The organism is Citreicella sp. C3M06, assembly GCF_018860705.1.
In the GTDB taxonomy this organism is placed as follows: domain Bacteria; phylum Pseudomonadota; class Alphaproteobacteria; order Rhodobacterales; family Rhodobacteraceae; genus Salipiger.
This window is the reverse complement of the sequence record NZ_JAHKQA010000090.1, coordinates 12,549-38,362: the sequence shown is the minus strand read 5'-3', so window position 1 is coordinate 38,362 and position 25,814 is coordinate 12,549. Positions and strand designations below refer to the sequence as shown.

The 25,814-nt window shown below is 64.8% G+C and carries 24 protein-coding genes and 1 riboswitch; of the genes, 13 read left to right on the top strand and 11 right to left on the bottom strand.

Annotation, left to right across the window (positions count from 1 at the left end; genetic code table 11):
• Positions 1 to 8: 8 nt before the first annotated feature.
• Positions 9 to 1,376 (top strand): MATE family efflux transporter, encoded by a 1,368-nt coding sequence (locus tag KO516_RS20550; protein ID WP_216005654.1) that lies wholly within the window; start codon positions 9 to 11, stop codon positions 1,374 to 1,376.
• Here KO516_RS20550 and KO516_RS20545 read toward each other — a convergent pair.
• Positions 1,354 to 1,764, bottom strand: a complete 411-nt coding sequence (locus KO516_RS20545; RefSeq protein ID WP_216005653.1) for a VOC family protein — start codon at positions 1,762 to 1,764, stop codon at positions 1,354 to 1,356. The two genes, KO516_RS20550 and KO516_RS20545, sit on opposite strands and share 23 nt — an antisense overlap.
• Before the next feature lie 127 nt (positions 1,765 to 1,891).
• Between KO516_RS20545 and ychF the strand changes: the two genes are divergently transcribed.
• Positions 1,892 to 2,989, top strand: coding sequence for a redox-regulated ATPase YchF (ychF, locus tag KO516_RS20540; RefSeq protein ID WP_216005652.1), 1,098 nt, complete (start codon positions 1,892 to 1,894; stop codon positions 2,987 to 2,989).
• A 394-nt stretch (positions 2,990 to 3,383) separates the two neighbouring features.
• Here the strand turns inward: ychF and KO516_RS20535 are convergent, their stop codons facing one another.
• Together KO516_RS20535 and KO516_RS20530 are read right to left on the bottom strand one after the other, a co-directional pair.
• Positions 3,384 to 4,295: a sugar kinase gene (locus tag KO516_RS20535; RefSeq protein WP_216005651.1), complete on the bottom strand. Its 912-nt coding sequence runs from the start codon at positions 4,293 to 4,295 to the stop codon at positions 3,384 to 3,386.
• 31 nt (positions 4,296 to 4,326) lie between these two features.
• Positions 4,327 to 5,700 carry an FAD-binding oxidoreductase gene (locus KO516_RS20530; RefSeq protein ID WP_216005650.1) on the bottom strand — a complete coding sequence of 458 codons (1,374 nt, stop codon included), beginning with the start codon at positions 5,698 to 5,700 and terminating at the stop codon, positions 4,327 to 4,329.
• Positions 5,701 to 5,778: 78 nt separating this feature from the next.
• Here KO516_RS20530 and KO516_RS20525 point away from each other — a divergent pair, with 78 nt between their 5' ends.
• Genes KO516_RS20525 through KO516_RS20515 form a run of 3 tightly spaced genes read left to right on the top strand, consistent with a single transcriptional unit; the run spans position 5,779 to position 8,024 of the window.
• Entirely contained in the window at positions 5,779 to 6,516 is a 738-nt protein-coding gene (locus KO516_RS20525) for an SDR family oxidoreductase (protein WP_216005649.1), read from the top strand.
• Between the two features lie 3 nt (positions 6,517 to 6,519).
• Positions 6,520 to 7,185, top strand: a complete 666-nt coding sequence (locus KO516_RS20520; protein ID WP_216005648.1) for a GntR family transcriptional regulator — start codon at positions 6,520 to 6,522, stop codon at positions 7,183 to 7,185.
• Positions 7,182 to 8,024 carry a fumarylacetoacetate hydrolase family protein gene (locus KO516_RS20515; RefSeq protein WP_216005647.1) on the top strand — a complete coding sequence of 281 codons (843 nt, stop codon included), beginning with the start codon at positions 7,182 to 7,184 and terminating at the stop codon, positions 8,022 to 8,024. The genes KO516_RS20520 and KO516_RS20515 overlap by 4 nt, the downstream gene beginning before the upstream one ends.
• Before the next feature lie 67 nt (positions 8,025 to 8,091).
• Here the strand turns inward: KO516_RS20515 and KO516_RS20510 are convergent, their stop codons facing one another.
• A complete protein-coding gene (locus tag KO516_RS20510; protein WP_216005646.1) occupies positions 8,092 to 9,960 on the bottom strand; it encodes a cation:proton antiporter in 1,869 nt (622 codons plus the stop codon).
• Between the two features lie 141 nt (positions 9,961 to 10,101).
• A riboswitch (SAM riboswitch) is annotated at positions 10,102 to 10,179 on the top strand.
• Between the two features lie 60 nt (positions 10,180 to 10,239).
• Between KO516_RS20510 and KO516_RS20505 the strand changes: the two genes are divergently transcribed.
• From KO516_RS20505 to KO516_RS20490, 4 genes are all read left to right on the top strand, one after another.
• Positions 10,240 to 11,418, top strand: coding sequence for an aminotransferase class I/II-fold pyridoxal phosphate-dependent enzyme (locus KO516_RS20505; protein ID WP_216005645.1), 1,179 nt, complete (start codon positions 10,240 to 10,242; stop codon positions 11,416 to 11,418).
• A 119-nt stretch (positions 11,419 to 11,537) separates the two neighbouring features.
• A complete protein-coding gene (gene folE2, locus KO516_RS20500; protein ID WP_216005644.1) occupies positions 11,538 to 12,629 on the top strand; it encodes a GTP cyclohydrolase FolE2 in 1,092 nt (363 codons plus the stop codon).
• A 156-nt stretch (positions 12,630 to 12,785) separates the two neighbouring features.
• Positions 12,786 to 13,013, top strand: a complete 228-nt coding sequence (locus KO516_RS20495; protein ID WP_216005643.1) for a hypothetical protein — start codon at positions 12,786 to 12,788, stop codon at positions 13,011 to 13,013.
• A 99-nt stretch (positions 13,014 to 13,112) separates the two neighbouring features.
• Entirely contained in the window at positions 13,113 to 14,561 is a 1,449-nt protein-coding gene (locus KO516_RS20490) for a TrkH family potassium uptake protein (protein WP_216005642.1), read from the top strand.
• Here the strand turns inward: KO516_RS20490 and KO516_RS20485 are convergent.
• Together KO516_RS20485 and mnmD are read right to left on the bottom strand one after the other, a co-directional pair.
• A complete protein-coding gene (locus KO516_RS20485; RefSeq protein WP_216005641.1) occupies positions 14,558 to 15,433 on the bottom strand; it encodes a DMT family transporter in 876 nt (291 codons plus the stop codon). The genes KO516_RS20490 and KO516_RS20485 overlap by 4 nt on opposite strands.
• Entirely contained in the window at positions 15,430 to 16,098 is a 669-nt protein-coding gene (mnmD, locus tag KO516_RS20480; protein ID WP_216005640.1) for a tRNA (5-methylaminomethyl-2-thiouridine)(34)-methyltransferase MnmD, read from the bottom strand. The genes KO516_RS20485 and mnmD overlap by 4 nt, the downstream gene beginning before the upstream one ends.
• A gap of 47 nt (positions 16,099 to 16,145) precedes the next feature.
• Here mnmD and KO516_RS20475 point away from each other — a divergent pair, with 47 nt between their 5' ends.
• A complete protein-coding gene (locus tag KO516_RS20475; RefSeq protein ID WP_216005639.1) occupies positions 16,146 to 17,186 on the top strand; it encodes an FAD-binding oxidoreductase in 1,041 nt (346 codons plus the stop codon).
• Between the two features lie 86 nt (positions 17,187 to 17,272).
• Here the strand turns inward: KO516_RS20475 and KO516_RS20470 are convergent, their stop codons facing one another.
• The 4 genes from KO516_RS20470 to KO516_RS20455 form a co-directional block, all read right to left on the bottom strand.
• Positions 17,273 to 17,716: a MaoC family dehydratase gene (locus tag KO516_RS20470; RefSeq protein WP_216005638.1), complete on the bottom strand. Its 444-nt coding sequence runs from the start codon at positions 17,714 to 17,716 to the stop codon at positions 17,273 to 17,275.
• A gap of 174 nt (positions 17,717 to 17,890) precedes the next feature.
• Positions 17,891 to 18,763, bottom strand: coding sequence for a TIGR01459 family HAD-type hydrolase (locus tag KO516_RS20465; RefSeq protein WP_216005637.1), 873 nt, complete (start codon positions 18,761 to 18,763; stop codon positions 17,891 to 17,893).
• A 69-nt stretch (positions 18,764 to 18,832) separates the two neighbouring features.
• Entirely contained in the window at positions 18,833 to 19,699 is an 867-nt protein-coding gene (locus KO516_RS20460) for an aldose 1-epimerase family protein (protein ID WP_216005636.1), read from the bottom strand.
• Between the two features lie 141 nt (positions 19,700 to 19,840).
• Positions 19,841 to 20,761 carry a manganese-dependent inorganic pyrophosphatase gene (locus KO516_RS20455; RefSeq protein WP_216005635.1) on the bottom strand — a complete coding sequence of 307 codons (921 nt, stop codon included), beginning with the start codon at positions 20,759 to 20,761 and terminating at the stop codon, positions 19,841 to 19,843.
• Positions 20,762 to 20,928: 167 nt separating this feature from the next.
• Between KO516_RS20455 and KO516_RS20450 the strand changes: the two genes are divergently transcribed.
• The 3 genes from KO516_RS20450 to KO516_RS20440 all read left to right on the top strand — a co-directional run bounded on the left by KO516_RS20450 (position 20,929) and on the right by KO516_RS20440 (position 24,315).
• Positions 20,929 to 21,132 (top strand): DUF3072 domain-containing protein, encoded by a 204-nt coding sequence (locus KO516_RS20450; RefSeq protein ID WP_216005634.1) that lies wholly within the window; start codon positions 20,929 to 20,931, stop codon positions 21,130 to 21,132.
• A 108-nt stretch (positions 21,133 to 21,240) separates the two neighbouring features.
• Positions 21,241 to 23,520, top strand: coding sequence for an NADP-dependent malic enzyme (locus KO516_RS20445; RefSeq protein ID WP_216005633.1), 2,280 nt, complete (start codon positions 21,241 to 21,243; stop codon positions 23,518 to 23,520).
• 102 nt (positions 23,521 to 23,622) lie between these two features.
• Positions 23,623 to 24,315, top strand: coding sequence for a GntR family transcriptional regulator (locus KO516_RS20440; RefSeq protein WP_371742122.1), 693 nt, complete (start codon positions 23,623 to 23,625; stop codon positions 24,313 to 24,315).
• On the opposite strand, the gene KO516_RS20435 is transcribed toward KO516_RS20440, so the two are convergent.
• Complete coding sequence (locus tag KO516_RS20435) at positions 24,312 to 25,622, bottom strand: amidohydrolase family protein (RefSeq protein WP_216005632.1); 1,311 nt, start codon at positions 25,620 to 25,622, stop codon at positions 24,312 to 24,314. The genes KO516_RS20440 and KO516_RS20435 overlap by 4 nt on opposite strands.
• Between the last annotated feature and the right edge of the window lie 192 nt (positions 25,623 to 25,814).

Here is a 25,814-nt window from a genome sequence, read left to right as displayed (position 1 = left end):
GCGTTTACATGACAGCCTCCCTTTCATATCCCGCCCACGCCCGGGCGATCCTGCTGCTTGGCCTGCCGCTGATCGGCGGGCACCTCGCACAGATGGCGATCAGCTTCACCGATGCGGCGATGATCGGGCGCTATGGCGTGCCGGAACTGGCGGCGCTGACGCTCAGCTCGATGGTGTTTGCGGTGTTCTTCCTGTTCGGCTCGGGCTTTGCATGGGCGGTGATGCCGATGGTGGCGCAGGCCGAAACCGAAGGCGATCACACCCAGATCCGCCGCGTCACCCGCATGGGGCTGTGGCTGTCGACGGCGTTCTTCGCGCTGGCCATGCCGGTGATGTGGTTCTCCGAGCCGTTGCTGATCGCGCTAGGGCAGGAGCCGCAGGTTGCCAAGGGCGCGGGGGCCTATCTGCGCATCGCGGGCGTCGGCCTGCTGCCGGCGCTGGGCACCATGGTGCTGAAAAGCTATCTTGCCGCGCTGGAACACACCCGCGTGGTGTTCTGGATCACCGTCTTGGCCGCCATCGCCAACGCGCTGGCCAATTACGCGCTGATCTTCGGCCATTGGGGCGCGCCGGAACTGGGCATTCGCGGCGCGGCCATTGCCTCGCTGGCATCGCATGGCACGGCGCTGGTGGCGGTGATCGCCTACGCCCGGGTGCGGCTGCCGCAATACCCGCTGTGGCAGCGCTTCTGGCGGCCCGATCCCGAGGCGCTGCGCGATGTCTTTGCCCTTGGCTGGCCGATCGGGTTGACCACGCTGGCCGAGGTCGGCCTGTTCGCGTCCACCTCGGTGTTCATGGGCTGGTTCGGCACCGAGGCGCTGGCAGCGCATGGCATCGTGCTTCAGATCGCCTCGGCGACCTTCATGGTACATCTCGGGCTGGCCAATGCGGCGACGGTGCGGGCCGGGCAGGCGCGCGGGCGCCGCAATGCCGCGTTTCTGGTGCGCGATGCGCGCACGGTGCTGGCGCTGTCGGTTGCCGCTGTGGCGATCACGATTGTGCTGTTCCTTGCCATCCCCGAACCGCTGATACGGATCTTTCTGTCGCGCGACGATCCTGCCTACGCGCAGATCCTGCAGATCGGCGTGGGGCTGCTGCTGATGGCAACGGTGTTTCAGCTGGTGGATGCGTTGCAGGTGGTCACCCTTGGCCTGCTGCGCGGGCTGCGCGATACCAGCGCCCCGATGCGGATCGCCGGGCTGTCTTACTGGGGCATCGGCCTGCCTGCGGCCTGGGGGCTGGGGATCGCGCTCGGGGTCGGCCCGGTCGGCATCTGGGCCGGGCTTTGCCTTGGGCTGGCCTTGGCGGCGGTGCTGCTGCTGCGCCGTTTCTGGCGCAGCGCGGTACCAGCGCTCAGGGCTGCATCGCGGCCATGATCATCCAGCGGATGCCATAGCGGTCGGTCAACGTGCCAAAGGCCGGGGACCAGAAGGTTGGCTCCAGCGCCATCTGCACCTCGCCGCCCTCGGCTAGCGCCTCGAACACCCGCTTGGCCTCATCGGCGTCGGGCAGGGTCAGAGTCAGCGAACACCCCGCCATCGGCCCTGCTTCGGCGTCGTCCGATCCCATGATCACCGAGTCCTCGAAGGTGATCATGCAATTCATCACCGCATCGGCGGGCAAACCCGGCATCTTTGCCTGCTCGTCGGGCGGCAGGTCGGACAGGCTCAGGAATTGTGGCGCGGGCAGGTTCAGGATCTGCGCATAGCGGCTCATCGCCTCGCGGCAGGTGCCATCAAAGAACAGGTAGGTGGAAAAGGGCATCCGTGGTCTCCTCGATGAAGGTTGATATCAACATGACCGCCCTGCGCCCATCGGTCAAGCCAGCAAGCTTGCGCTTGCGCGCATCCCCGCCTAGAAGGCGCGAAACCTCGGATATCAGGAGCGTCACATGGGCTTTCGCATGGGCATCGTGGGTCTGCCGAACGTCGGCAAATCGACCCTCTTCAACGCGCTGACCAAGACCGCCGCGGCGCAGGCGGCGAACTTTCCCTTCTGCACCATCGAGCCCAACGTGGGCGAGGTCGCAGTCCCCGACGCCCGGCTCGACAAGCTGGCCGAGATCGCGCAGTCGAAATCCATCATCCCGACCCGGATGACCTTTGTCGACATCGCCGGTCTGGTAAAGGGCGCCTCCAAGGGCGAGGGCCTCGGCAACCAGTTCCTTGCCAACATCCGCGAGACCGATGCCATCGCCCATGTGCTGCGCTGCTTCGAAGACGATGACGTCACGCATGTGGATGGCCGCGTCGATCCGGTGAGCGATGCCGAAACCATCGAAACCGAGCTGATCATCGCTGACATGGAAAGCCTTGAAAAGCGGCTTGCCAACATCACCCGCAAGGTGCGCGGCGGCGACAAGGATGCGGTGCAGCAGGAACGGCTGATGCGCACTGCGCTGGCGGCGCTTGAATCCGGCCAGCCCGCCCGGACCGTCACCATCGACGCCGACGATCTCAAGCAGTGGAAGATGTTGCAACTGCTCACCGCCAAGCCAGTGCTCTACGTCTGCAATGTCGATGAATCCGAGGCGGCAACCGGCAACGCCCTGTCGGCAAAGGTCGCTGAAATGGCGGCGGCGCAGGGCAACAGCCACGTGGTGATCTCGGCCAAGATCGAAGAGGAAATTAGCCAGCTCGACCCGGATGAGGCCGAGATGTTCCTGTCCGAGCTCGGCCTCGAAGAAGCCGGTCTCGACCGGCTGATCCGCGCCGGCTACGAGCTGCTGCACCTCGAGACATATTTCACCGTCGGCCCCAAGGAAGCCCGCGCATGGACGATCCGCAAGGGCACGATGGCGCCGCAGGCGGCCGGGGTGATCCACGGTGATTTCGAAAAGGGCTTCATCCGCGCCGAAACCATCGCCTTTGACGATTTCATCGGCAATGGCGGCGAACAGGGCGCCAAGGAAGCCGGCAAGATGCGCGCCGAAGGCAAGACCTACATGGTCAAGGACGGCGACGTGCTGCACTTCCTGTTCAACACCTGAACCCTCGCTGGGCGCGGCGGCCTGCCGCGCCCGGTCGCACGCGCGCAGGCCTCGCTCCGGCTTGAAACATCGCCGATGCCGTCTCGGATTTCTTTACCTCGATCGGCCTCTGCCAGACCGTATCCGCGCCGGATGGCGTCGAATGTCATGTCCCCCAAGACACGCCTCGCGGCCCCTGCGCCGCGCGGTTTCTAGCGCTCAAAACCGCGCCGCGTACCCGCGAACAGGGCCGCGCCGCTCGGGCGGCCATGTCTCAGGCCACCATCCGTCCCGCCGTCAATTAAACTCGCGCAGACCCAAGCGCTCCGGGCGCCGCGCCCCGGTTTCTTCTGGCCGGAAATATCCCGGGGGTCCGGAGGCTGGCCCCCGGCCGGTCTCACAGCCTCAACGGCCCTTACAGCCCACTCACCGCCTCGGGCACAAGCGCACCCGGAGCCTGAATGACCCGCGAGGCCAGCTGCATCGCCTGTCCCGCGCTGTCGGCCAGGGTCTTGCCGCAGGCGAGGCCCGCAAGCAGACCGGCAGCAAAACTGTCACCCGCGGCGGTGGTGTCGACAATCGACTCGACTTTTTGCGCCTGCACCCGGCTCTCTCCGGCCTGCGCCTGCCAGAGCACCAAATCGCCGCCTCCCTGCTTGATCGCCACCAGATCCGCGCCATGGTCGCGATAGCGCCTCAGCGTCTGCGCCGGATCGGTATCGCCCCACAGCACCTCTTCCTCGTCAAAGGACGGCAGCACGATATCCGCCGTGCGCGCGCCCATGGTCAGCCCGGCGCGCATCGCCTCGGGGCTTTCCCACAGCTTCGGACGCAGGTTGGTGTCAAAGGCCACGATCGCGCCCCGCTTGCGCGCCTTGGCCAGCGCGCCGCAGAACACCTCACGGCTTTTCGGCGGCAGGATAGCCAGCGTGATGGCCGAGAAATGGATCATCTCGCGCCCCTTCAGGGCGCCGTCGAGCCATTTGAGATCCTCTGCCAGCATCCGCGCCGCCGACTGGCCGCGCCAATAGGAAAAGCTGCGCTCGCCCTCCTCGACGGTGATCATGTAGAGGCCCACGGTGCGCTCGGGCACGCGGCGGATCGCGCCGGTGTCGATGCCTTCGCCATCCAGAAACGACACCATCGCATCGGAAATCGCGTCGGTGCCGACGCAGGTGGCGTATCCCACGGTCCAGTCCTGCGGCAGCAGGCGGCGCATGTACCATGCGGTGTTCAGCGTATCGCCCGCAAAGCCGCGCCGATACAGCCCGTCTCCTGCGCTCGACAGTTCCACCATGCATTCACCAAGGGCCAGAAAGGCGCTCATTCGTCTTACTCCAGTCGTGCCCCGCAGGGGATCATTGGGCCGGGGGCAGAATCTTGCCGGGGTTGAGGATGCCCTTCGGATCAAAGGCTGCCTTCACCCGCGCCATCCAGTCAAGCGCCGGGCCATGTTCGGCGGCCATGTATTTCTGTTTGCCGATGCCGATGCCATGTTCACCCGAAACCGTCCCGCCAAGCCGCAGCGCGGTCTCGGCCAGAATGCCCGAAAAGTCCATCACCTTTGCAACCATCGCCGCATCGGCAGGATCGTAGCGCAGGCCGCAATGGAAATTTCCATCCCCGACATGGCCGACGATGGTGCACAGCAGATTGCGCGCCTCGGCCTCGGTGCGGGCCACGCTGACCGCCTCGGCAAGCCGCGAGATCGGCACGCAGACATCGGTCGACAGGGTTTTCTTGCCCGCGCCGGGATCAAGCGCCGAAATCGCCGGCAGCGCGCCATGGCGCAGCGCCCAGAGCGCGTTGCGTTCTTCTTGCGTCTGCGCCTCTTGCCAGTTGCCTGCGTTCGCATCCGACGCGATCTCGCGGAACCGCTCCAGCTGTTCGCGCACAGCTTCAGGTGTTCCATGCAATTCGATGAAAAGATGCGGTTTCTCGGGAAGTCCGGCGTTTTGCGCAAGGTTGAAGCCGCGCACCATCATCTCGTCGACCAGTTCGATCCGGGCCATGGGCAGCCCGCACTGGATGGTCAGGATCACCGCGTTGACCGCATCGTCGATGCTGTCGAAATGACAGGTGGCCGAGGCCAGTGCCTCGGGCTGCCCGTGCAGCTTCAGCGTCAGCTCGGTGATCAGGCCCAGCGTGCCTTCGGAGCCGACAAGCAGATGCGTCAGGTCATACCCAGTCGAGGATTTACGCGCCGCCGTGCCGGTGCGGATCACCGATCCGTCGGCCATCACCGCCTCGAGCGCCAGCACGTTCTCGCGCATGGTGCCATAGCGCACTGCGGTGGTGCCGCTGGCCCGCGTTGCCGCCATGCCACCGAGCGAGGCGTCGGCGCCGGGGTCGATGGGAAAGAACAACCCGGTGGCGCGCAGCTCTTCGTTCAGCTGCTTGCGGGTGACGCCGGGCTGGACCACCACGTTCATGTCTTCGGCCCGCACGTCGAGAACCTTGTTCATCCGGCTGAAATCAAGGCTGATGCCGCCAAGATGTGCCAGATGCTGGCCTTCGAGCGAGGTGCCGGTGCCGAATGCCACCACCGGAACACCATGCGCCGCGCAGATCGTCACGATCTGCGACACCTCGTCGGTGGTCTCGGGCTGGGCCACAGCGTCGGGCAGGATCTCGGGGTAATGGCCGTCGTTCTGACCATTCTGGCGGCGCGCGGCTTCGGTGGTCGAAAAGCGGGGGCCGAGCAGTTCGGCAAGAGCCTCGAAGGCAGACATGGGGGCCTCTCGGGTTGGGACTTGCAATCGGGTATACCAACCAACAAGAGTGGTGCAAGCAGGCAGCAAGGGGGAGCCATGGCGCAGAATATCGTAATCACCGGGGCGGGCAGCGGAATCGGGCGCGCCTGTGCGCAGGCGTTCCTTGGCGCGGGCTGGCAGGTGGCGCTTGTCGGGCGGCGCGAAGAGACGCTGCGCGACACCGCCAATGGCGATCCCGGCGCGCTGGTGGTGCCGTTCGATGTGTCGCAACCCGCCGAGGTCGAGGCGGGCTTTGCGCAGATCGCCGACACATGGGGGCGCATCGACGCGCTGTTCAACAATGCCGGGATCTTTACCCCCGGCGCCCCGATCGACGAAATTCCGGTGGCCGACTGGACGGCGTTGTGCGGCGTGAACATCACCGGCATGTTCCTGTGCGCTCGCGCGGCCTTTGGCCAGATGCGGCGCCAAGCGCCGCAAGGTGGGCGCATCATCAACAATGGCTCGATCTCGGCGCATGTGCCGCGCCCCGGCTCGGCCCCCTATACCATGTCGAAACATGCGGTGAGCGGGCTGACCCGGTCGGTCAGCCTTGACGGGCGGCCCTTTGGCATCGCCTGCGGGCAGATCGACGTCGGCAATGCGCTGACCGAGATGGCCGCGCCCATGGCGAAGGGCGTGAAACAGGCCGATGGCCGCATCGCCCCCGAGGCGGTGATGGATGTGGCCCATGTGGCCAGCACGGTGCTGCACATGGCCAGCTTGCCGCCCGAGGCGAATGTGCAATTCGTCACGGTGATGGCGACGACGATGCCGTTTGTCGGGCGGGGCTGAGCCTTGAACGAGCCGATCCTTGCCGAGCAGATCGCCGATGAGCTGCGCCGCCGCATCCTGCGTGGCAGCCTGCCACCCGGCGCGCCGCTCAAGGAGCGCGACACGGCGCTGTTGATGGGCGTGTCACGCACCCCGATGCGGGAGGCAATCCGCATGCTGGCGCAGGAAGGGCTGGTCGATCTGCGCCCGGCGCGCAGCCCGGTCATCGCCAAGCCGACCCTCAAGCAGGTGCAGGATCAGATTGTCGTGCTGCAGGCGCTCGAGCTGCTGTCGGCGCGGCTGGCCTGCGCTGCCGCCAGCGACGAGGATCTGCAAGACATCGCCCGCCTGCACCGCGCCGTGGCGGAAAACTACGATGCGCTCGATGCGCTGGATGCGTTCGAGCTGGACATGAGCTTTCACCGCCGCATCGCGCAAGCCTCGGGCAACGCCGCGCTGGCGGAAACCCACGGGGCCTATCTGGCCCGGCTGTGGCGGGCGCGGTATCTGTCGGCGCGGATGCGCCGTAACCGCGCGCGGGTGGTGGGCAATCACGAGATTATCCTTGCGGCGCTGATGGCCCGCGACGAGGCCGCCGTGGCGGTTGCGACGCAGGCGCATATGGCCAGCATGGAAGACGACATCGCGGCGGCGCTGCGCGCCGAGGAACACAAGGAGAGCAAGCCATGAAACTGATGCGCATTGGCGAAAAGGGGCAGGAGCTGCCCGTGGTGATCGACCAGAACGGCGGGCTGCGCGATCTGTCCGGCGTGGTACCGGATTTCGCCGGGCAGGGGGTGTCTCTGGCGGCGCTGGATGCGATCCGCGCGCTGGATCTGACCACGTTGCCGCTGCTGCCCGAGGGCGCGCGCATTGGCGCCTGCCTTGCCTCGGTGCCCAATTTCTATTGCATCGGGCTGAACTATACCGGCCATGCCGCGGAAACCGGCGCCAAGATCCCCGCCGAGCCGATCATGTTCACCAAGGCCAGCTCGGCGCTGTCGGGCCCCAATGACGATGTGATCATCCCGCCGGGGTCGGAAAAATCCGACTGGGAGGTCGAACTGGGCGTGGTCATCGGTGCGCCGTGCTGGCAGGTGCCGCAGGCGCAGGCGCTGTCCCATGTCGCGGGGTACTGCGTGGTCAACGACCTGTCGGAACGCGAATGGCAGATGGAGCGCGGCGGCCAGTGGATCAAGGGCAAATCCGCGCCCGGATTCGGCCCCTGTGGGCCAATGCTGGTCACCGCCGACGAGATCCCCGATCCGCAGGCGCTGGCCCTGTCACTGGATCTGAACGGGACGCGGGTGCAGGACAGCCATACCTCGGACATGATCTTTGGCGTGGATGAGATCGTCTCGTATCTCAGCCGTTTCATGGAGCTGCTGCCGGGCGACATCATCTCGACCGGCACGCCGTCGGGCGTGGGGCTGGGCATGAAACCGCCACGCTACCTGCGCGCGGGCGATACCATGACGCTGCGCATCGACGGCCTGGGCGAGCAGCACCAGAAAGCGGTCGCGGCCTGATCGGCGGCCGGGTGGCCCGCAAGGTCCGCCCGCCTGCGCATTCTGGTGGCTTGCATGGGCCGACCGTTCACGCGGCGTCGCTGCGTTTTTCCGCAAGCGCGGTGAACAGCGCCGTCTCCAGCTCTTTTTCCAGCTCGCGGGCGCGTTTGACATAGGCCTCGTTCTCGGCCGAGGGGATATTGGGATCCCACAGCCCGGCCAGTTCGGCCACGGTCTCGCGGTCGTGGTGGTAGAATGTCTCTTCGGCGATGGCCGCCTCGTATTCGGTCATGCCGCTTTCCTCGAGCACATAGCGCCCGGCGCGCAGCGAGCTGTCGAACATCTCGCGCACGATCTTGTTGGCCCCGGCCTGATAGAGCTCGTAGACATGGGTGCGGTCATGGGCACGGGCCACGATGAACAGATCCTCGCGCACGCGCCGGGCAAAGCGCACCAGTTTGGTCGTGGCCTTGGGATCGTCAAGCGCCGCCACCAGCACCTTGGCATCCTTGATGCCCGCCGCGTGCAGCAGTTCGGGCCGGGTCGGATCGCCAAAAAAGCCGCGATAGCCAAAGCGGCGCATCAGCTCGATTGTCTGCATGTCGTGGTCGATCACCACGGTGCGCATCCCCGAGCTTTGCACCAGACGGTTGACGATCTGCCCAAAGCGCCCGATGCCCGCGATGATGATCGGTCCGTCCGCCTCGACATGATCGTCGGGCTGGGGCTCGCCGGTCTCTTTGAGCCGCGAGGCGAGCACGTCGAACAGGATGAACAGCAGCGGCGTGATCAGCATCGACAGCGCCACCACCAGCAGCAGCCGCTGCCCCATGTTCTGGGTGAAAATTCCCAGCTGCAACGAGAAAGAGATCAGCACGAAGCCGAATTCCCCCGCCTGCGCCAACGCCAGCGTGAACAGCCAACGCCCGCGGATGCGCAGTTTGAAGATGTGGCTGAGCAGGTGCAGGATCGCACCTTTGATGACGATCAGCCCCACCGCCAAGCCGACAATCACAAACGGTTCGCGCATGAAGGAGTCAATGCTGACGCCCGCGCCCACGGTGATGAAGAACATCCCCAGCAGCAGACCCTTGAACGGCTCGATGTCGGATTCCAGCTGGTGGCGGAACTCCGAGTTCGCCAGCACCACCCCGGCGAGAAAGGTGCCAAGGGCAGGCGACAGGCCGACCAGCTCCATCAGAAAGGCGATGCCCGCAACGATCAGCAGGGCGACGGCGGTGAACATCTCGGGCAGGCGGGCGGAATTGATATGCCGGAACAGCGGGCGCGCGCCAAAGATCCCGGCGACGATGATCGAGGCCACGGCGGTCAGCGTTACCAGCGCCACGCCCCAGCCGGGCAGCCCGTCAACGAGGCTCATGGCGTGATGCGCTTCGGTATCGGCGGGGAGCAGGATCGAGCCATCGGGCGCCAGCGAGGCTGCCACCGGCACCGCCAGCAGCGGCAGCGCGATCAACATCGGGATCACCGCGATATCCTGCGTCAGCAGCACGCTGAAGGCCGATCGCCCGCCGCCTGACTGCATCAACCCCTTTTCGCTGAGCGTCTGCAACACGATGGCGGTCGAGGACAGCGCGAAGATCATGCCGACTGCCAGCGCCGGCGCCCAGGCCATGCCCAGGATCATCGCCCCCGCCATGATCGCCAGCGTGGTCAGCACGATCTGCGAGCCACCAAGCCCGACAAGGCGGTGCCGCATGTCCCACAGCGCGCGCGGTTCAAGTTCGAGCCCGATGATGAACAGCATCATCACCACACCGAATTCGGCAAAATGCAGCAGATCTTCGGTGGCCGAGACCAGATGCAGCACCGGGCCGATGATGATGCCAGCCAGAAGGTAGCCAAGTACCGAGCCAAGCCCCAGCCGTGCCGCTATGGGAACTGCGATCACCGCGGCCAGAAGATAGATTGACGCTTGGAATAGAAAACCGTCCATGATGGGTCCTGTGCTGCTCGGAGGCATCTTGGGGCACGGCGCGGGCAGGGGCAACAGGGCATGGCGGGCACGCGCTATCATGGCGTCGTGATCGCCATGCTGCGTGGGCGCGACTTGACGGGGCAGGGGCGCCGGGTATATGCGAGCGCCCGTGGCGCTTTGTTACCGGATTGCGGGCCACGTTAAACAAACCGCTAAAGAGGTCGGACGAAAGCCCCTTTCGCTTGACCGCGACGGGGCTTTTTTCATTTGGGCGCATGGCCCGGAAGGACGAGACAGATGAGCGACACCAAATCCCGCACCGCACTGGTTCACGGCGGAACGAAGCGCAGCCAGTGGAACGAGGTTTCCGAGGCAATTTTCCTGACCCAGGGCTTTGTTTACGACAGCGCCGAGGCGGCCGAGCAGCGCTTCGTCAAGGCGGGCGAGAACGAGTTCATCTATGCCCGTTACGGCAACCCGACCATGCGCATGTTCGAGGATCGCCTGTCGCATTATCTGGGCTACGAGGATGGCTTTGCCTGTACCAGCGGCATGGCGGCGGTGTCGGGCGCGTTGATGGCGCTGTGCAAGGCGGGCGACCGGGTGGTGGCCTCAAGGGCGCTGTTCGGCTCGTGTCTCTTCGTGCTCGAGGAAATCCTCGGCAAGTTCGGGGTCGAGATCGTGCTGGTCGACGGGCGCGACACCGCGGCCTGGGATGCGGCGCTGAGCAAAGACACGCGGGCGGTGTTCCTTGAATCGATCTCGAACCCGACGCTGGAAGTGATCGACCTGAAATACGTGTGCGATGCGGCGCACAAGGTCGGCGCGCTGGTCATCGTTGATGATGCCATGGCGACGCCGGTGTTTTCCTACGCGCAGGCCTGCGGCGCCGATCTGTGCGTGATCTCGACCACCAAGCATGTCGACGGGCAGGGCCGGATGCTGGGCGGGATGATCTGCGGCAGCAAGGAGCTGATCCGCGGCCCCATCGAAACCTACATGAAGCACACCGGCGGTGCGATGAACCCGTTCACGGCGTGGTCACATCTCAAGGCGCTTGAAACGCTGGAACTGCGGGTGCGCGCGCAGGCCGATGCCGTGCTCAAGGTCTGCGACGCACTGTCGGGCCATGACAAGATCGCCTTCGTGCATTATCCGACCCACAAGGATCACCCGCAGCAGGCGCTGGCGCTGAGCCAGGCCCCGTTTGGTGGCACCGTGCTGGCCTTTGAGGTGAAGGGCGGCAAGGAGGCCTGCTTCCGCTTCCTCAACGCGTTGGAAACCATCCTGATTTCCAATAATTTTGCGGATGCGAAATCGATCGCGACCCATCCGGCGACCACCACCCACCAGCGCCTGCCGCAGGATCAGAAAGACCTGCTGGGCATCACGCCCGGCCTCGTGCGCCTGTCGATCGGGCTGGAAGACCCCGCCGATCTGATCGCCGATCTGCTGGCCGCGCTGGAACAGGCCTGAACAGGCCTGATCGGGACAATCGCGGGAAATAGGAAACCATCCTGACGGAAAATCTTGGAAAAGGGCGCGGATCATCTTATCTGTTCCCTTGACCATCCAACCCCGAAGGGTGCCGAAAGATGAACGTTCACACGCCCGACCTGAGCATCGACCCGAGCCGCGAAGAGGCCGCCGCCGCGCTGGCCCTGCTGCGCCGCTATATCGCCAGCGCAGGCGAGGGGGATCTGGCTGCGGTGGACCCGGGTTTGTCGGCCCTGCGGGAGGGCGTGAGCTATCCGGATCTGGCCTGCGAGTATCCCGCAGATTTCGATGCCAACGCGGCCTATCGCGCCACGCTGCCCGATTTGCAGAACGGTCCTGCCTCTCTGATCAAGGGCGAAAACCGGGCGATCCAGCATGTCGGGATTTCCAACTTCCGCCTGCCGATCCGCTATCGTACCCGCGATGCCGGTGATCTGATGCTGGAAACATCGGTGACCGGCACCGTGAGCCTTGATGCCGGTAAGAAGGGCATCAACATGTCGCGCATCATGCGCAGCTTTTATGTCCATGCCGACAAGACCTTTTCCTTTGACGTGATCGAGGCGGCGCTGGACGATTACAAGAGCGACCTTGGCAGTTTCGACGCCCGCATCCAGATGCGCCTGTCGTTTCCGCTGCGGGTGACTAGCCTGCGCTCTGGCCTGTCGGGCTATCAGTATTACGACATCGCGCTGGAACTGGTCGAGGTTGCGGGCGTGCGCCGCCGCATGCTGCATCTCGATTATGTCTACAGCTCGACCTGCCCATGCTCGCTGGAACTGTCGGAACACGCTCGGCGCACCCGCGGGCAGCTGGCAACGCCGCATTCGCAGCGCTCTGTGGCGCGGATTTCGGTGCAGATGAAGCCGGGGCGCTGCCTGTGGTTCGAAGATGTCATCGAGCTGTGCCGCGCCGCGGTGCCGACCGAAACGCAGGTGATGGTCAAACGTGAGGACGAGCAGGCCTTTGCCGAGCTCAACGCCGCCAACCCGATCTTTGTCGAAGACGCGGCGCGTCTATTCGCCGAGCAGTTGCACGCCGATCCGCGCATCGGTGATTTCCGCGTGCTCGCCAGCCATCAGGAAAGCCTGCATTCGCATGATGCGGTGTCCGTGCTGACCGAAGGCCCAACATTTGCCGCGCAAAGCCTCGATCCAAAGCTGCTCGCGAGCCTGCATCACGCTGGCTGATCCGCCCTTTCCCGCGCCAATCTGCCCAAAGCCCGTGCGTTTCGCGCGGGCTTTTCTGCGTTGCAGCAAATCGTGAACGCTGGGTTCGGGATATTTTCAGAAACAGACCTAATATTTGCCGTGGGGGGAAACCAAACCACTCGAAAGGGTTTCCGAATGCACAGCAACAATGTTGCGATCACGCTGGGGCACGGCTCGCTCAGGCACAAGATCGACACTTATTTCACCAATGTCGGCCTCGGGGTGAACCCCTATGGGCTGCGCCGGGCGCGGATGGCGGAGATCATCCGGCTGGAGATGAAAAGCGATGCGCAACTGGCCCGCATGGGGCTGACCCGCGATCAGATCCTGCCGCATGTGTTCGAAGACCTGCTGACCGGCTGACGACGCCGGGCGGCAGTGTTGCGACACTTCGGGCGCGGGCGCAACGGTGGCACAACGCGGCGGCTTGACAGACCTGCACGGGCGGTCCAACCCTCGCACATGTTCGATATCCGCCCCGTCGCCTATGTCATCGGCCTTCTTGTTGCGACGCTGGGCGCGACCATGTTCCTGCCCATGCTCGTCGATATCGCCGAGGGGCGGGGGGAATGGCACGTCTTTCTGGAATGCGGCCTGCTGACCGTTCTGATCGGTGGTCTGATCGCGCTTGGCTGCGCCAATGCGGTCAAGGAAGGGCTGACGCTGCAACAGACCTTTCTGCTTACGGTCGGCGTCTGGGCGATGCTGCCGCTGTTCGGCGGGCTGCCGTTTATCTTTGGTGAAACCGAGGCCAGCTTTACCGACAGTTATTTCGAGGCGATGTCGGGCCTGACCACCACCGGATCGACGGTCTTCGTCGGGCTTGACGATCTGCCCATGGGGCTGCTGCTGTGGCGCGGCATCCTGCAATGGCTCGGGGGCATCGGCATCATCGTGGTCGCCATGGTGTTCCTGCCGGAACTGCGCGTGGGCGGGATGCAGGTGTTCCGCTCCGAGGCGTTCGAGACCATGGGCAAGATCCTGCCCCGCGCCACCGAAATCGCCTCGTCGATCTCGACCATCTACGTCGCACTGACGCTGGCCTGCGCGATTTCATACATGCTGTGCGGGATGAATGCCTTTGACGCGGCGGTGCACGCGCTCACCACGGTGTCGACCGGGGGCTTTTCCAACTACGACGCCAGCTTTGGCACTTTCTCGGGGGCGGCGGAATACGTGGCGTCGGTTTTCATGATCTCGGCGGCGCTGCCCTTTGTGCGCTACGTCCAGATGCTGAACGGCCATTACACCCCGTTCTGGAAGGACGGCCAGATCGTCGCCTTTCTGCTGACCATTGTCGTGCTGGTTGTCGTGATGGCGGGGGCGTTGATGGTCCAGTTTCCGCACCACCCGGAACAGGCGTTTCGCGAATCGCTGTTCAACATCACCTCGATCATTTCGGGCACTGGCTATGCTTCGGTCGATTACATGGGGTGGGGGCCGTTCGTCATCACGATGTTCTTCTTCATCGGCCTGATCGGAGGCTGCGCTGGCTCGACCGCCTGTTCGATCAAGATCTTCCGCTACCAGATCCTGTTCGCCTCGATCCGGGTGCAGATGCGCCGTATCCGCGCCCCGCACGGGGTGTTCGTGCCGCGCTTTCAGGGGCGGGCGGTGGATGACGAAACGCTATCGTCGGTGTTGGCGTTCTTTGCCTTCTTCGTGGTGTCGCTGGGGGTGCTGTCGGTGGGGCTGGGCATGACCGGGCTGGATTTCATCACCTCGATTTCCGGGGCGGCGACGGCGCTGGCCAACGTCGGCCCGGGGCTTGGCAGCGAAATCGGCCCGGCGGGCAATTTCGCCGGCATCAATGATACGGCGAAATGGATGCTCGCCTTTGCCATGCTGACCGGGCGGCTCGAACTGATGGCGGTGTTCGCGCTGTTCACCCCGAGGTTCTGGCAGGCCTAGGCTTTCTTCTTGGCCAGCTGTTCGCGCCACAGCGTGAACAGCCCTGCAGCAACGATGATCGTCGCGCCGACCACCACGTTGGGGCGCAGCGTCTCGTCGAACATCGTCATGCCGATGGTCGCGGCGAACACCAGCTGAAGATAGGCAAAGGGCTGCACCGCAGAGGCTTCGGCCACCTCATAGACTTTGATCAGGGTGAAATGCCCGAATGCCCCGGTAAAGCACAGCACGATCATCCAGCCCCAGTCCGGGCCGCTCATCGGCTCCCAGAAAAATACGCCCACGGCGGTGGCGGTGATAGCGCCGGACACTCCCGTCCAGAAGAACGAGGTCGCCGCGCTGTCTTGGCGTGCCACGTAGCGCGTCAGCAACCCGTAGAGCGCGAACATCAGCGCCGCGAGCAGCGGCACGGCGGCCAGCGGCGAGAACACCCCGCCCGAGGGTTGCAGGATGATGATCACCCCGATGAACCCGATACCGATGGCCGACCAGCGCTTCCAGCCGACCTTTTCGCCAAGGATCGGCCCGGACAGCGCGGCGATCAACAGCGGGTAGACGGTGAACACCGCATGGCTTTCGGTGAGGCCCAGCAGCACGAAGGCGCTGATCATCACCCAGATCTCGGCCACCAGCAGCACACCGCGAAAGATCTGCAACAAGGGCTGCGTGGTCTTGACGGCGCCGCGCAGACCGCCGGCCTTGCGCGCGGCCACGGCCATGACGAAAGCGGCAAAGAACCAGTAGCGGATCATCACCACCATGTAGACGTTGTATTCCCCGGACACATGCCGCGAAATCCCGTCCTGAACCGCAAAGACGAACGTGGTCAGCACCATCAGCCAGATGCCAAGCTTGGTGTTCTGTTCGGTCATGTGCTGCGCTCCGCTCGGGTCATGTGCCTTTTGCGCCCGTAACCGGGGATGCGCTCAACCGCAAGCCCTGCCGCTTCCAAGGCGCGCCTGACGTGCCCCGCCGCGGTATAGGTCGCGGCGCTGGCGCCCGGAACCATGTGGCGCGCCACCTCTGCCATCAGCGCCTCGCCCCAAAGCTCGGGGTTCTTGGCGGGGGAAAACCCGTCGAGGAACCACGCATCGACCCGCCCGTCCCAGCCGGGCAGGGTGGTGCGCGCATCGCCCTCGATAAGTTCAAAGCGCAGGTCCGGCAGATCGATGCGTGCCGCGCCCCAATGCGGCGCCAGCTCCTGCGCCACGCCGGACAATTCGCCAAACGCCGCCTGCGCGCGGATCATGTCCTGCGGCGCCATCGGGAAGGCCTCAAAGGTGGTGAAGTGCAGCACGCCAGCCGCCCCGCTCTGCCGCCACAGTGCCAGCGTCGCCAGCAGGTTGAGCCCGGTGCCAAAGCCCAGCTCGGCAATGTGAAATCCATCGCGGAACCGCTCCGGCAGGTGATTGCCCGCAAGAAAGGTGTGGCGGGTTTCGGCCAACCCGTCATCTAGTGAAAAATAGGGGTCGTCGAAGCGATGCGACACCGGCACCTCTCCGTCACGCCATGATAGCGTCTCGGGCTGGTTCGTCATGATACTCTGTCCTAGAACTGGCGCGACCATGCAGAAGGGGCCAGACAATGACAAGCATCGACGTGACCGTGCGCGGGGCCGGGATCTTTGGCCTGTCTATCGCTTGGGCCTGCGTGCAGGCCGGGGCCCGGGTGCAGGTGATCGACCCGTTCGGCCCGGGCGCCGGATCGTCCGGCGGGCTGGTCGGCGCGCTTGCCCCGCATGTGCCGGAAAACTGGAACGCCAAGAAGCAGATCCAGCTCGACAGCCTGCTGATGGCACAGGACTTCTGGGCCGATGTCGAGGCCACGGGCGGCGTGTTTGCCGATTACGCCCGATCGGGCCGCCTGCAACCCATAGCCGATGAGCGCGCGCTGGCGCTGGCCCACGCCCGCGCCGAAAGCGCTCGCCAGCTCTGGCAGCACCACGCCACATGGGAGGTAATCCGCGCCGAGGCGGCAGGCCCATGGGCCCCGGTCACCCCCAGCGGATGGCTGATCCGCGACACGCTGTCGGCCCGTATGTCGCCGCGCCGCGCGGCGGCGGCGCTGGTCGCGGCGCTGGCAGTGCGCGGGGTGCAGGTCAGCCGCGATGCCCCCGAACAGGGCCGCGTCCTGCACGCTACCGGCTGGCAAGGCTTGCGAAAGCTGTCGGAAACGCTGGGAAAACCGGTGGGATCAGGCGTCAAAGGCCAGTCGCTGCTGCTGCGCCACGCCAGCGGAGAGGTGCCGCAGATCTTCGCCAACGGGCTGCACATCGTGCCGCATCACGACGGCACGGTAGCGATTGGCTCGACTTCTGAACGCGATTTCACAGACCCATCCGAATGCGATGCGCAATGCGACGATCTGCACCAGCGCGCGCTCGCGGCGCTGCCCCTGCTGCACGGGGCCGAAATCGTCGAACGCTGGGCCGGGGTGCGCCCCCGTGCCAAAAGCCGCGCCCCGATGCTGGGCCACTGGCCCGACCGCCCCGGCCATTACATCGCCAATGGCGGCTTCAAGATCGGCTTTGGCATGGCCCCGAAAGTGGCACAGATCATGACCGAACTTCTGCTCAACGACAAAGACATCATCCCCGACGGTTTCCGCGTCACCGACTCGCTCTGACGCCGCAGTCGGAAAACTGCCCCCGGTTTCTTGTGGCCCCAAATATCCCCGCCGGAGGCATCCGACCTCGCGGCAAGGCGCAAGGTTCAGTCGAACTTGCGCGACGGGGCTAGTACATTGGCCTCGCCGACCAGCACTTTCTTGCCATCGACGGTGCAGTCGCACGCCAGCGTCACGCGCCGCTTGGAATGGTCGATGTCAATCACGGTGACCGTGGCCGTCACCATGTCGCCGGGTCGCACCGGCGCGATGAACTTCAAGGTCTGGCCCAGATAAACCGTACCATGCCCGGGCAATTGCTCGCCGATCACCGCCGAGATCAACCCGGCCGTCAGCATGCCATGCGCAATGCGCCCGTGAAAGATCGTGTCCTGCGCATAGGACTCGTCAAGATGCACCGGGTTGTGATCGGTCGACACCTCGGCAAACAGCTCGATGTCACGATCCGTCACCACCTTTCGCAGGTGGCGCGACATGCCCATCTCGATATCCTCGATGCAGATGGTTCCGCGCGGGAAATTGTCGAGCATTTCTGCCTCCATGAGTCACGGTCCGGTAATATTAATGTAATTCGTATTGTTGTTACGGCAACTTTATTACTTCGCAGACGCAGAAAATCAAGCCCCAACTGCTGTGTTGCGACCAAGGCAGCACGCAAACGCCGCCCCGAAAGGCGGCTCTCAGCAGGGGCAGTGTGTTTCAGATCAGCGCAGGAAGCCGATAGAATAGGTCGGGCTGACGTTTTGCTCGGCCAGATACCGTTCAAGCGCCGCGGGATCGGGTTGCCGCACGGTGCCTGTTTCAGCCGCGGCCAGCCCGCCCGAGATGAACAGCGAATCAAGATCCTCGCCAAGCGCGCCCTGAATATCCGTCTTTACCCCGTCCCCGATCGCCAAAATGGCACTGTCGGGAATGTCGGGGGCGATCTCGGCCAGCCGGCTGCGGGCCAGATCGTAGATCGGCGCGAAGGGCTTGCCGAAATACAGGCTCTCGCCGCCCATTTCGGTGTAAAGCTCGGCGATGGCCCCGGCGCACCACTCGCGCGTCTCGCCCCGGTCGACGATGACATCGGGGTTGGCGCAGAGCAGCTTCAGCCCTTTTTGCTTGGCATAAAGAAGCTGGGGGCGCAAAACGTCGGGATGCTGGCTGGCGTCGAACGCGCCGGTGCAGACGATGCCACCCGCATCCTCAAGCGGCACGCGGGTGATCTGCACGGGGTTGTCGATCATCTTCATCGGCTCAAAGAACGGCAATTCGTCCTGTGTGCCGACAAACCAGACCTTGTCGCCCACGGCGCCCCTGAGCATCGCCGAACGGGCGCTGTCGCCCGAGGTGGCGATATTGTCCCAGCAATCGTCCGGCACATCGAAGCCTTCGAGCTGCTTCATCACCTCGGTGCGCGGGCGCGGCGAATTGGTGACCAGCACCACCAGACCGCCGCGCTTGCGATAGGCCCGCAGCGCGTCGACGGCTTCGGGATAGGCGGTCATGCCATTGTGCACGCAGCCCCAGAGATCGACGAACATCGCCTCATAGCGGTCGGAAATCTCGGAGAGCGAGTCGATAATCTGGCTCATTGCGGCTAGGCCTTCTCTGGCTTGGGGGTCACGCCTACCTAGAGCCTGCGCCGCGCCTTGGCCAGAGCTTCAGCCCAGCACCGTGACCTGCCATGCAAAACGCACCGTCTCGCCGGGGGCCAGCGTCAGCGTGTAAGGCCTGTCGGTCATTTGCGCGGTGCCGCCGTGGCGCGCGGCGGTCCCATGCCATGGCTCGATACACAGGAAGGGCGCGCCGACCTTCTGCCAGATCGCCAGATTGGGCAGGTTCTCGAATCCAAAGCGCAGCTCCGGGCCGCTCGTCGAGCTCCAAGTCAGGCCGGTCCCTGCGCCTTCGGGGAAGATCAGCGCATCTTCGACAAAAAGATCCGGGGTGATGGTCAGCCGTCCGGCCTCAAAGGGCGAGGGGTGGCGCTCTGCCGCCAGAAGCCCGTCAGAGGCAAGCCGCGCCAGCGGAGGCTCTGCGCCGTTGTCCAGCGTGATGATGGTTTCTGCGCCGCCGCCGGGCTGCGGCAGCGCAAAGGCCGGGTGAAAGCCAAACCCAAACGGCATCGCCCTTGTGTCGGTGTTGGTGATCTCGGCGGCCTGCTTCAGCGTCGATCCATCAAGGCTGTGGATCACCGCCAGTTCGAAGCCGAAGGGAAAGCAGGCGCGGGTGGCGTCGCTGTCGCGCAGCACGTGGCGGCAGGAGGTCGCCGTTTGCTGTTCGGCGGTGAACCGGCTGTGCCGCGCGAACCCGTGCTTGGACATCTCGAAGACGTCGTCGCCGAAGGCGACCTTGTTGTCGGGGGCAAGCCCGATGATCGGGAACAGGATCGGCGCCGTTGCGGCCCACCACGCCGGATCCCCCTGCCAGAGCAATTCGCGCCCCTGTGCCTGCAGGCTCTGAAGCTCGGCGCCCTGCGCTGCGATGGCAACCTTTAGGACGTCGTTTTGAAGGCGGACACGATCGGTCATGGAATCTCCTGCGGTTTTGCGCAACTTGGCAAGGCCGGGCCTGAACCACCAGTGCCGCGCGAGAAAAAAGGCGCCCCCGCAGGGACGCCTTTGTGAATTTGCCAAAGGGCGAGATGTCACGCAGACATCAGGCCGCCGCGCTCAGAGCTTGAGGTTCGGGATGATCTGCTTCTTGCGGCTCATGATGCCGGGAAGCACCACGGTGTCGCCCTCAACCGTTGCGCCAAAGCTCTTTTCGGCCACGGTCTTGACCAGCGCGTTGGGCACCAGCAGCGTTGCCTCCTCGCGCAGGATGTCGACCACGAACAGCAGCACCTCGTCGACGCCATCTTCGGCGGCAACGGTCTTGAAGCTTTCCATCAGCGACGCCTTGCGATCCAGCGGGATCTCGGGCGCGGTGGTTTCCAGCACCGAGACGCGGAACTTGGTGCCATCGACAGCGTATTCCTTGCTGTCCATGCGGATCAGCTCGGCATCCGAGAAGCCCGACACGTCGGACTTGGCGGCAAACATCTGCGCGGCGAACTCGGCAATGTCGACGCCCAGATCCGAGGCCAGCGTTTCAGCCACGGACCGGTCATGCGACGTCGTGGTGGGCGAGCGGAATTCCAGCGTGTCGGACAGGATGCAGGTCAGCGCCGCGCCCTTGATGGCCTTGGGCATCTTGGCGATGTCCTTGCCCATCAGGTCGACCATGATGGTTGCGGTGCAGGCCAGCGGGCGCACGGTAATGTCGATCGGGCCCTTGGTTTCCAGCCCGCCGACCAGCTTGTGATGGTCGATGATCGCCTGAATATCCGCCGCGTTGATCGCGGCGGGCAGTTCTGCGGGGTTGTTGGTGTCGACGATGACGACCGGCTGGCCTTCGCTCACATCCGAGATGATCTCGGGCTTTTCGAGGCCCCAGTGTTGCAGCATGAAGGCCGCTTCGGTGTTGGGCTCGCCCAGCAGCGCGGGCTTGGCGGCAACGCCTTTTACTTCATTCAGATACCAGGCCCAGATGATCGGGCTGCCGGTGCTGTCGGTGTCGGGGGACTTGTGGCCGAAAACCAGGGTGGTCATCGAATGGCTCCTTCAAAGGTGCGTCACATGAATTCGCGGGCGTTGTAGCGGTGCCCCGGCGCCTTGTCACCCACGGAAATGCGGCCCGGGGGCGGGCTGGCGCATGTGACGCAGGGAACCCTTGGCCGGTGCCCTGCGTTCACAATCCAAACAAAGGATATGATCAGATGACTATGCAGACAGACGTTTCCACCCTCGACAAGCTTGATGCCGCGCTGGACGTGCCCCCCGATCCGCGCGAGCCGATGAGCGCCACGCAGGAAGAACGCCTGCGCGAGTTGTCGGAGCGCGCCGGCGAGCCGGTTCCCGAACACCTGACCGTGCAGCAGGCAGGCCAGCGTATCGAATTGCTTGAAGCGGTGGTCTACTGACAGACACCGGCGGCGCCTGATGCGTCCTACTGGACGGGTGTAGCCCTAGCTGCTATGCGGCCTCTAACGAATTGTTCAACCTTGAACTAACTCGGGAGAGGGCCCCAGATGTCCGATACGACCCAGGAATCGCTGCGCCAGGCGGCGCTGTTCTATCATGAGAATCCGAAGCCCGGAAAACTCGAGATCCGCGCCACGAAGCCGCTTGCCAACGGCCGTGACCTCAGCCGGGCCTACAGCCCCGGCGTCGCCGAGGCCTGTCTCGAGATCAAGGCCGATCCGGCCAATGCGGCCCGCTACACCGCGCGCGGCAACCTTGTTGCCGTGGTGTCCAATGGCACCGCGGTTCTGGGGCTTGGCAATATCGGCCCGCTGGCGTCCAAGCCGGTGATGGAGGGCAAGGCCGTGCTCTTCAAGAAATTCGCCGATATCGACTGTTTCGACATCGAGCTCGATCAAAGCGATCCTGAAAAGCTGGCCGAGATCGTCTGTGCGCTGGAACCGACCTTCGGCGCGATCAACCTCGAAGACATCAAGGCCCCCGACTGTTTCATCGTCGAAAAGATCTGCCGCGAGCGGATGAACATTCCGGTGTTCCACGATGACCAGCACGGCACCGCCATCGTCGTTGGCGCGGCCGCGACCAACGCGCTGCACGTGGCGGGCAAGAAATTCGAAGACATCAAGATCGTCTCGACCGGCGGCGGCGCTGCTGGCATCGCCTGTCTCAACATGCTGCTCAAGCTGGGTGTCAAGCGCGAGAACGTCTGGCTGTGCGACATCCACGGCCTCGTCTACGAGGGCCGTGCCGAAGACATGAATCCGCAAAAGGCCTGCTATGCACAGGCCAGCGACAAGCGCACGCTCGACGATGTGATCGACGGCGCCGACCTGTTCCTTGGTCTGTCGGGGCCGGGTGTCCTGAAGCCCGAGCAGGTGGCGCGCATGACGGCCAAGCCGATCATCTTTGCCCTCGCCAACCCGACGCCCGAGATCATGCCCGACCTCGTGCGCAAGGTGGCCCCGGATGCGATCATCGCCACCGGTCGTTCGGATTTCCCGAACCAGGTCAACAACGTGCTGTGCTTTCCGTTTATCTTCCGCGGCGCGCTTGATGTAGGCGCGACCGAGATCAACGATGCGATGTCGATTGCCTGTGTCGACGGTATCGCGGCGCTGGCCCGCGCCACAACAAGCGCCGAGGCTGCCGCGGCCTATCATGGCGAGGCGCTGACCTTTGGGGCCGACTACCTGATCCCCAAGCCGTTCGATCCGCGCCTGTCCTCGGTGGTGTCCTCTGCCGTGGCCAAGGCGGCGATGGAATCGGGCGTGGCGACGCGCCCGCTTGAGGATCTCAAGGCTTACAAAGAAAAGCTCAACCAGAGCGTGTTCAAATCCGCGCTGCTGATGCGCCCGGTCTTTGAGGCTGCCCGCACCGCCAGCCGCAAGATCGTCTTCGCCGAGGGCGAGGACGAGCGCGTGCTGCGCACAGCGCAAGCGATCCTTGAAGAAACCACCGAACAGCCGATCCTCATCGGTCGCCCCGAGGTGCTGGAGGCGCGCTGCGAGCGCATGGGGCTGGAAATCCGCCCCGGACGTGACTTCCACGTGGTGAACCCCAACGACGATCCGCGCTACCGGGTGTATTGGGAAAGCTATCACAAGCTGATGGCGCGTCAGGGCGTGACCCCGGATCTGGCCCGCGCCATCTTGCGCACCAATACCACCGCCATCGCGGCGATCATGGTGCACCGCGGCGAGGCCGACAGCATGATCTGCGGCACCTTCGGTGAATATCGTTGGCATCTCAACTATATCACGCAGGTTCTCGGGGGCAGGGGCTTTGAGCCGCAAGGCGCGCTGTCGCTGATGATCCTCGAAGATGGGCCGCTGTTCCTTGCCGATACCCAAGTCTGGACAGAACCGACCCCCGAACAGATCGCCGCGACCACCATCGGCGCGGCCCGGCATGTGCGTCGCTTTGGCATCCTGCCCAAGGTGGCGCTGTGCTCGCGCTCGCAATTTGGCAACCAGCTTGACGGCACTGGCCCGCGGATGCGCGCCGCGCTTGATATTCTTGACAGCAAGGCGCGGGATTTCAACTACGAGGGCGAAATGCACGTCGACAGCGCGCTTGACCCCGAGTTGCGCGAGCGTCTGATGCCGGGCAACCGGCTGCAAGGCGCGGCCAATGTGCTGATCTTTGCGCAGGCCGATGCGGCCTCTGGGGTGCGCAACATCCTGCGTCTCAAGGCCGGAGGGCTCGAGGTTGGGCCGATCCTGATGGGGCTGGGCAACCGGGCGCATATCGTGACGCCCTCGATCACCCCGCGCGGCTTGCTGAACATGGCCGCGATTGCCGGAACGCCGGTGGCCAGCTACGGCTGACCCGGCAGCGCGCCTTCGCTGCAAACGAAGGCGCGGGCTTGCAATGGCGCGCGCTCTGGGCAAAATGGGATGCCATATCCCTTGACGTGAAACGAGCCCCGCGTGAGCCACAGCCTGACCGATCTTCCAGACGATCCGCCGCCTGCCGCAGACTCTCCGACAGCGATTGCGCAATGGGTGGCCGATGTGCTGCGCGAGCGTATCGTCAAGGGCACCTATGCGCCCGGATCGCGGCTGGTGGAACGGCGCATCTCGGCCGAGCTGGAACTGTCGCGCACCCCGGTGCGCGAGGCGCTCAAGCTGCTGCATCAGGATGGGCTGATCGAGATTTCGCGCAATCGCGGCGCGCAGGTATTGCGCTGCACCGCCGAAGACGCGCTGCGCCTGTTCGACGTCATCGCTGCGCTGGAAAGCCTTGCCGCCGAGCGGCTGGCGGCGGTGATCACCCCGGCGCAGCTGGACGATCTTGAAGACATGCACGCCCGGATGCTGACCTATCACAAGGTCGGCAGCCACGCCGATTACTTCGACACCAACAGCGAAATACATGAATTCATTGTCGAAAGCTGCGGCAATCCCATCGTGCAGGATGCGCGCGGGCGGCTGATGGCGCGGGCGCGGCAGGGGCGGTTCATGGCGATCCACAGCCCCGAGCGGCTGGCGCAATCGGTGCAGGAACATGAGGCGCTGATGCAGGCGCTGCGCGCCCGCGATGCCGGTGCCGCCGCGCTGGTCTGGCGGCAGCACCTGTTGCACACCGGCGATAGCCTCGCCGCGATGCTGGATAGCGACTAGCCCCGCGCGCGCTGCCAGAGCCGGTCGCAGACCGTCTGCGCGGTCTGCACTACTTCGGACATGTCGGCGCGGGTGGGGCGGTGGCCGCGCACCAGCCAGTCACCGCCCACCATCACATCGGTGACATTTCCAGCGCTGGCGGAATGCGCCAGAAGGCCAGCCCCGTCGATCTGCGGGCGCAGGTTGGGCGCGTCTGCATCAAGCAGCACAAGGTCTGCCGGATCGCCAACGCGCAGCATCCCGGTGGCGCCATGGCCGCGCAGCGCCGCCGCGCCGCCGCGCGTCGCCCAGTCAAACACCGTGGCCGCGTCGAAATCGAACGACATGCCCGCCCGCCAGCGCGCCGTGGCCAGCGCCATGCGCATCGCCTCGAACATGTCGGCGGATTTGGTGTCGGTGCATAGCGTAATGGTCGCGCCCGCGCCGTGCAGCGCCTTGATCGGGGCGGCCGCGCCAAAGCTGGCATTGCCGATGGGCGCATGGGCCAGCACCGCCCCCGCCTTGCCGAACCGCGCGATGTCGCTGTCGGACATGAATATACAATGCGCCGCGATCAGATCCGGCGACAACAGCCCGAGATCGTCGAGGAATTCCGTCGGGGTCAGGCCTTCGCGGGCGCGGATCTGGTCGACCTCCATCTGCGACTGGCTCAGATGGGTATGCACTTGCTTGCCGCTTTTTGCCGCGAGATCGCGCATGGTTTCGAACATCTGGCGCGAGCAGCTGTCGGGCGCATGCGGCGCAAGGATGGTCGAGATCCGGCCCTTGCCGTCCCACTTCTCCTGCACCGCCAGCGCCGCGCCCAGCGTCGCCTCGCCAAGGGCATCGTCGCGCACAAAGCGCCCCTCGGACAGGGCGGCGCTGTCCATGTCCATCACCCGGCCGCCGATCTGCGCCCGTAGCCCGAATTCCGCCGCCGCCTGCGCCAGCGCCTCGGGGCAGCGGTAGTAATCGACGATGGTGGTGGCCCCGGCGCAGAGCATCTCCATCACACCGAGCCGGGCGAGGGCGAGGGTTTCCTCGTCCGACAGCCAGTGCCCCTGCGGCACGCCGGGGGTGTAGGCGGGGGCAAAGCTGACATCCTCGATCATGCCGCGCACGATCATCAGCGGCGAATGGTTGTGGGTGTTGACCAGCCCCGGCAGGCAGAGCGCGCCGCGCGCGTCGATCTGCTCTGCGCCGGGGGTCGGGGGCAGGGCCGCGCCGATGGCGGTGATGGTGCCAGCGTCGTCGATGGCAAGGTCGATGCCCTTCTGCATCCCCGAATCGGGGGTCAGCAGGGTGACGTTTTTCAAATGGGATGCCATTTTGGTTTTCCTTTCGGTCAGTCGATTGGCAGGGCGCTCGAAAGCCTGCCTAAAACTTGGTCAGTTCAAGAAAATCAGGAGATTAAGGCCCGTTTCTATCGAAACCTGTGCGGGTTTCACGCCTAAGTCAAATGGCATTCCATTTCGAGCCGGCATCAGAACCGGTCTTCCCCCGGGGCGAAATGGCCCCTC

Excerpts from the sequence above, each read along its gene's own strand:
- KO516_RS20435 (WP_216005632.1), bottom strand. The coding sequence starts at position 25,622 with ATGGCATCCCATTTGAAAAACGTCACCCTGCTGACCCCCGATTCGGGG.
- KO516_RS20525 (WP_216005649.1), top strand. The coding sequence starts at position 5,779 with ATGGCGCAGAATATCGTAATCACCGGGGCGGGCAGCGGAATCGGGCGC.
- KO516_RS20460 (WP_216005636.1), bottom strand. The coding sequence starts at position 19,699 with ATGACCGATCGTGTCCGCCTTCAAAACGACGTCCTAAAGGTTGCCATC.
- KO516_RS20465 (WP_216005637.1), bottom strand. The coding sequence starts at position 18,763 with ATGAGCCAGATTATCGACTCGCTCTCCGAGATTTCCGACCGCTATGAG.
- KO516_RS20445 (WP_216005633.1), top strand. The coding sequence starts at position 21,241 with ATGTCCGATACGACCCAGGAATCGCTGCGCCAGGCGGCGCTGTTCTAT.
- mnmD (WP_216005640.1), bottom strand. The coding sequence starts at position 16,098 with ATGACGAACCAGCCCGAGACGCTATCATGGCGTGACGGAGAGGTGCCG.
- KO516_RS20510 (WP_216005646.1), bottom strand. The coding sequence starts at position 9,960 with ATGGACGGTTTTCTATTCCAAGCGTCAATCTATCTTCTGGCCGCGGTG.
- KO516_RS20505 (WP_216005645.1), top strand. The coding sequence starts at position 10,240 with ATGAGCGACACCAAATCCCGCACCGCACTGGTTCACGGCGGAACGAAG.
- KO516_RS20545 (WP_216005653.1), bottom strand. The coding sequence starts at position 1,764 with ATGCCCTTTTCCACCTACCTGTTCTTTGATGGCACCTGCCGCGAGGCG.
- ychF (WP_216005652.1), top strand. The coding sequence starts at position 1,892 with ATGGGCTTTCGCATGGGCATCGTGGGTCTGCCGAACGTCGGCAAATCG.
- KO516_RS20475 (WP_216005639.1), top strand. The coding sequence starts at position 16,146 with ATGACAAGCATCGACGTGACCGTGCGCGGGGCCGGGATCTTTGGCCTG.
- KO516_RS20485 (WP_216005641.1), bottom strand. The coding sequence starts at position 15,433 with ATGACCGAACAGAACACCAAGCTTGGCATCTGGCTGATGGTGCTGACC.
- folE2 (WP_216005644.1), top strand. The coding sequence starts at position 11,538 with ATGAACGTTCACACGCCCGACCTGAGCATCGACCCGAGCCGCGAAGAG.
- KO516_RS20550 (WP_216005654.1), top strand. The coding sequence starts at position 9 with ATGACAGCCTCCCTTTCATATCCCGCCCACGCCCGGGCGATCCTGCTG.
- KO516_RS20470 (WP_216005638.1), bottom strand. The coding sequence starts at position 17,716 with ATGCTCGACAATTTCCCGCGCGGAACCATCTGCATCGAGGATATCGAG.
- KO516_RS20450 (WP_216005634.1), top strand. The coding sequence starts at position 20,929 with ATGACTATGCAGACAGACGTTTCCACCCTCGACAAGCTTGATGCCGCG.
- KO516_RS20530 (WP_216005650.1), bottom strand. The coding sequence starts at position 5,700 with ATGTCTGCCTTCGAGGCTCTTGCCGAACTGCTCGGCCCCCGCTTTTCG.
- KO516_RS20515 (WP_216005647.1), top strand. The coding sequence starts at position 7,182 with ATGAAACTGATGCGCATTGGCGAAAAGGGGCAGGAGCTGCCCGTGGTG.
- KO516_RS20455 (WP_216005635.1), bottom strand. The coding sequence starts at position 20,761 with ATGACCACCCTGGTTTTCGGCCACAAGTCCCCCGACACCGACAGCACC.
- KO516_RS20495 (WP_216005643.1), top strand. The coding sequence starts at position 12,786 with ATGCACAGCAACAATGTTGCGATCACGCTGGGGCACGGCTCGCTCAGG.
- KO516_RS20535 (WP_216005651.1), bottom strand. The coding sequence starts at position 4,295 with ATGAGCGCCTTTCTGGCCCTTGGTGAATGCATGGTGGAACTGTCGAGC.
- KO516_RS20490 (WP_216005642.1), top strand. The coding sequence starts at position 13,113 with ATGTTCGATATCCGCCCCGTCGCCTATGTCATCGGCCTTCTTGTTGCG.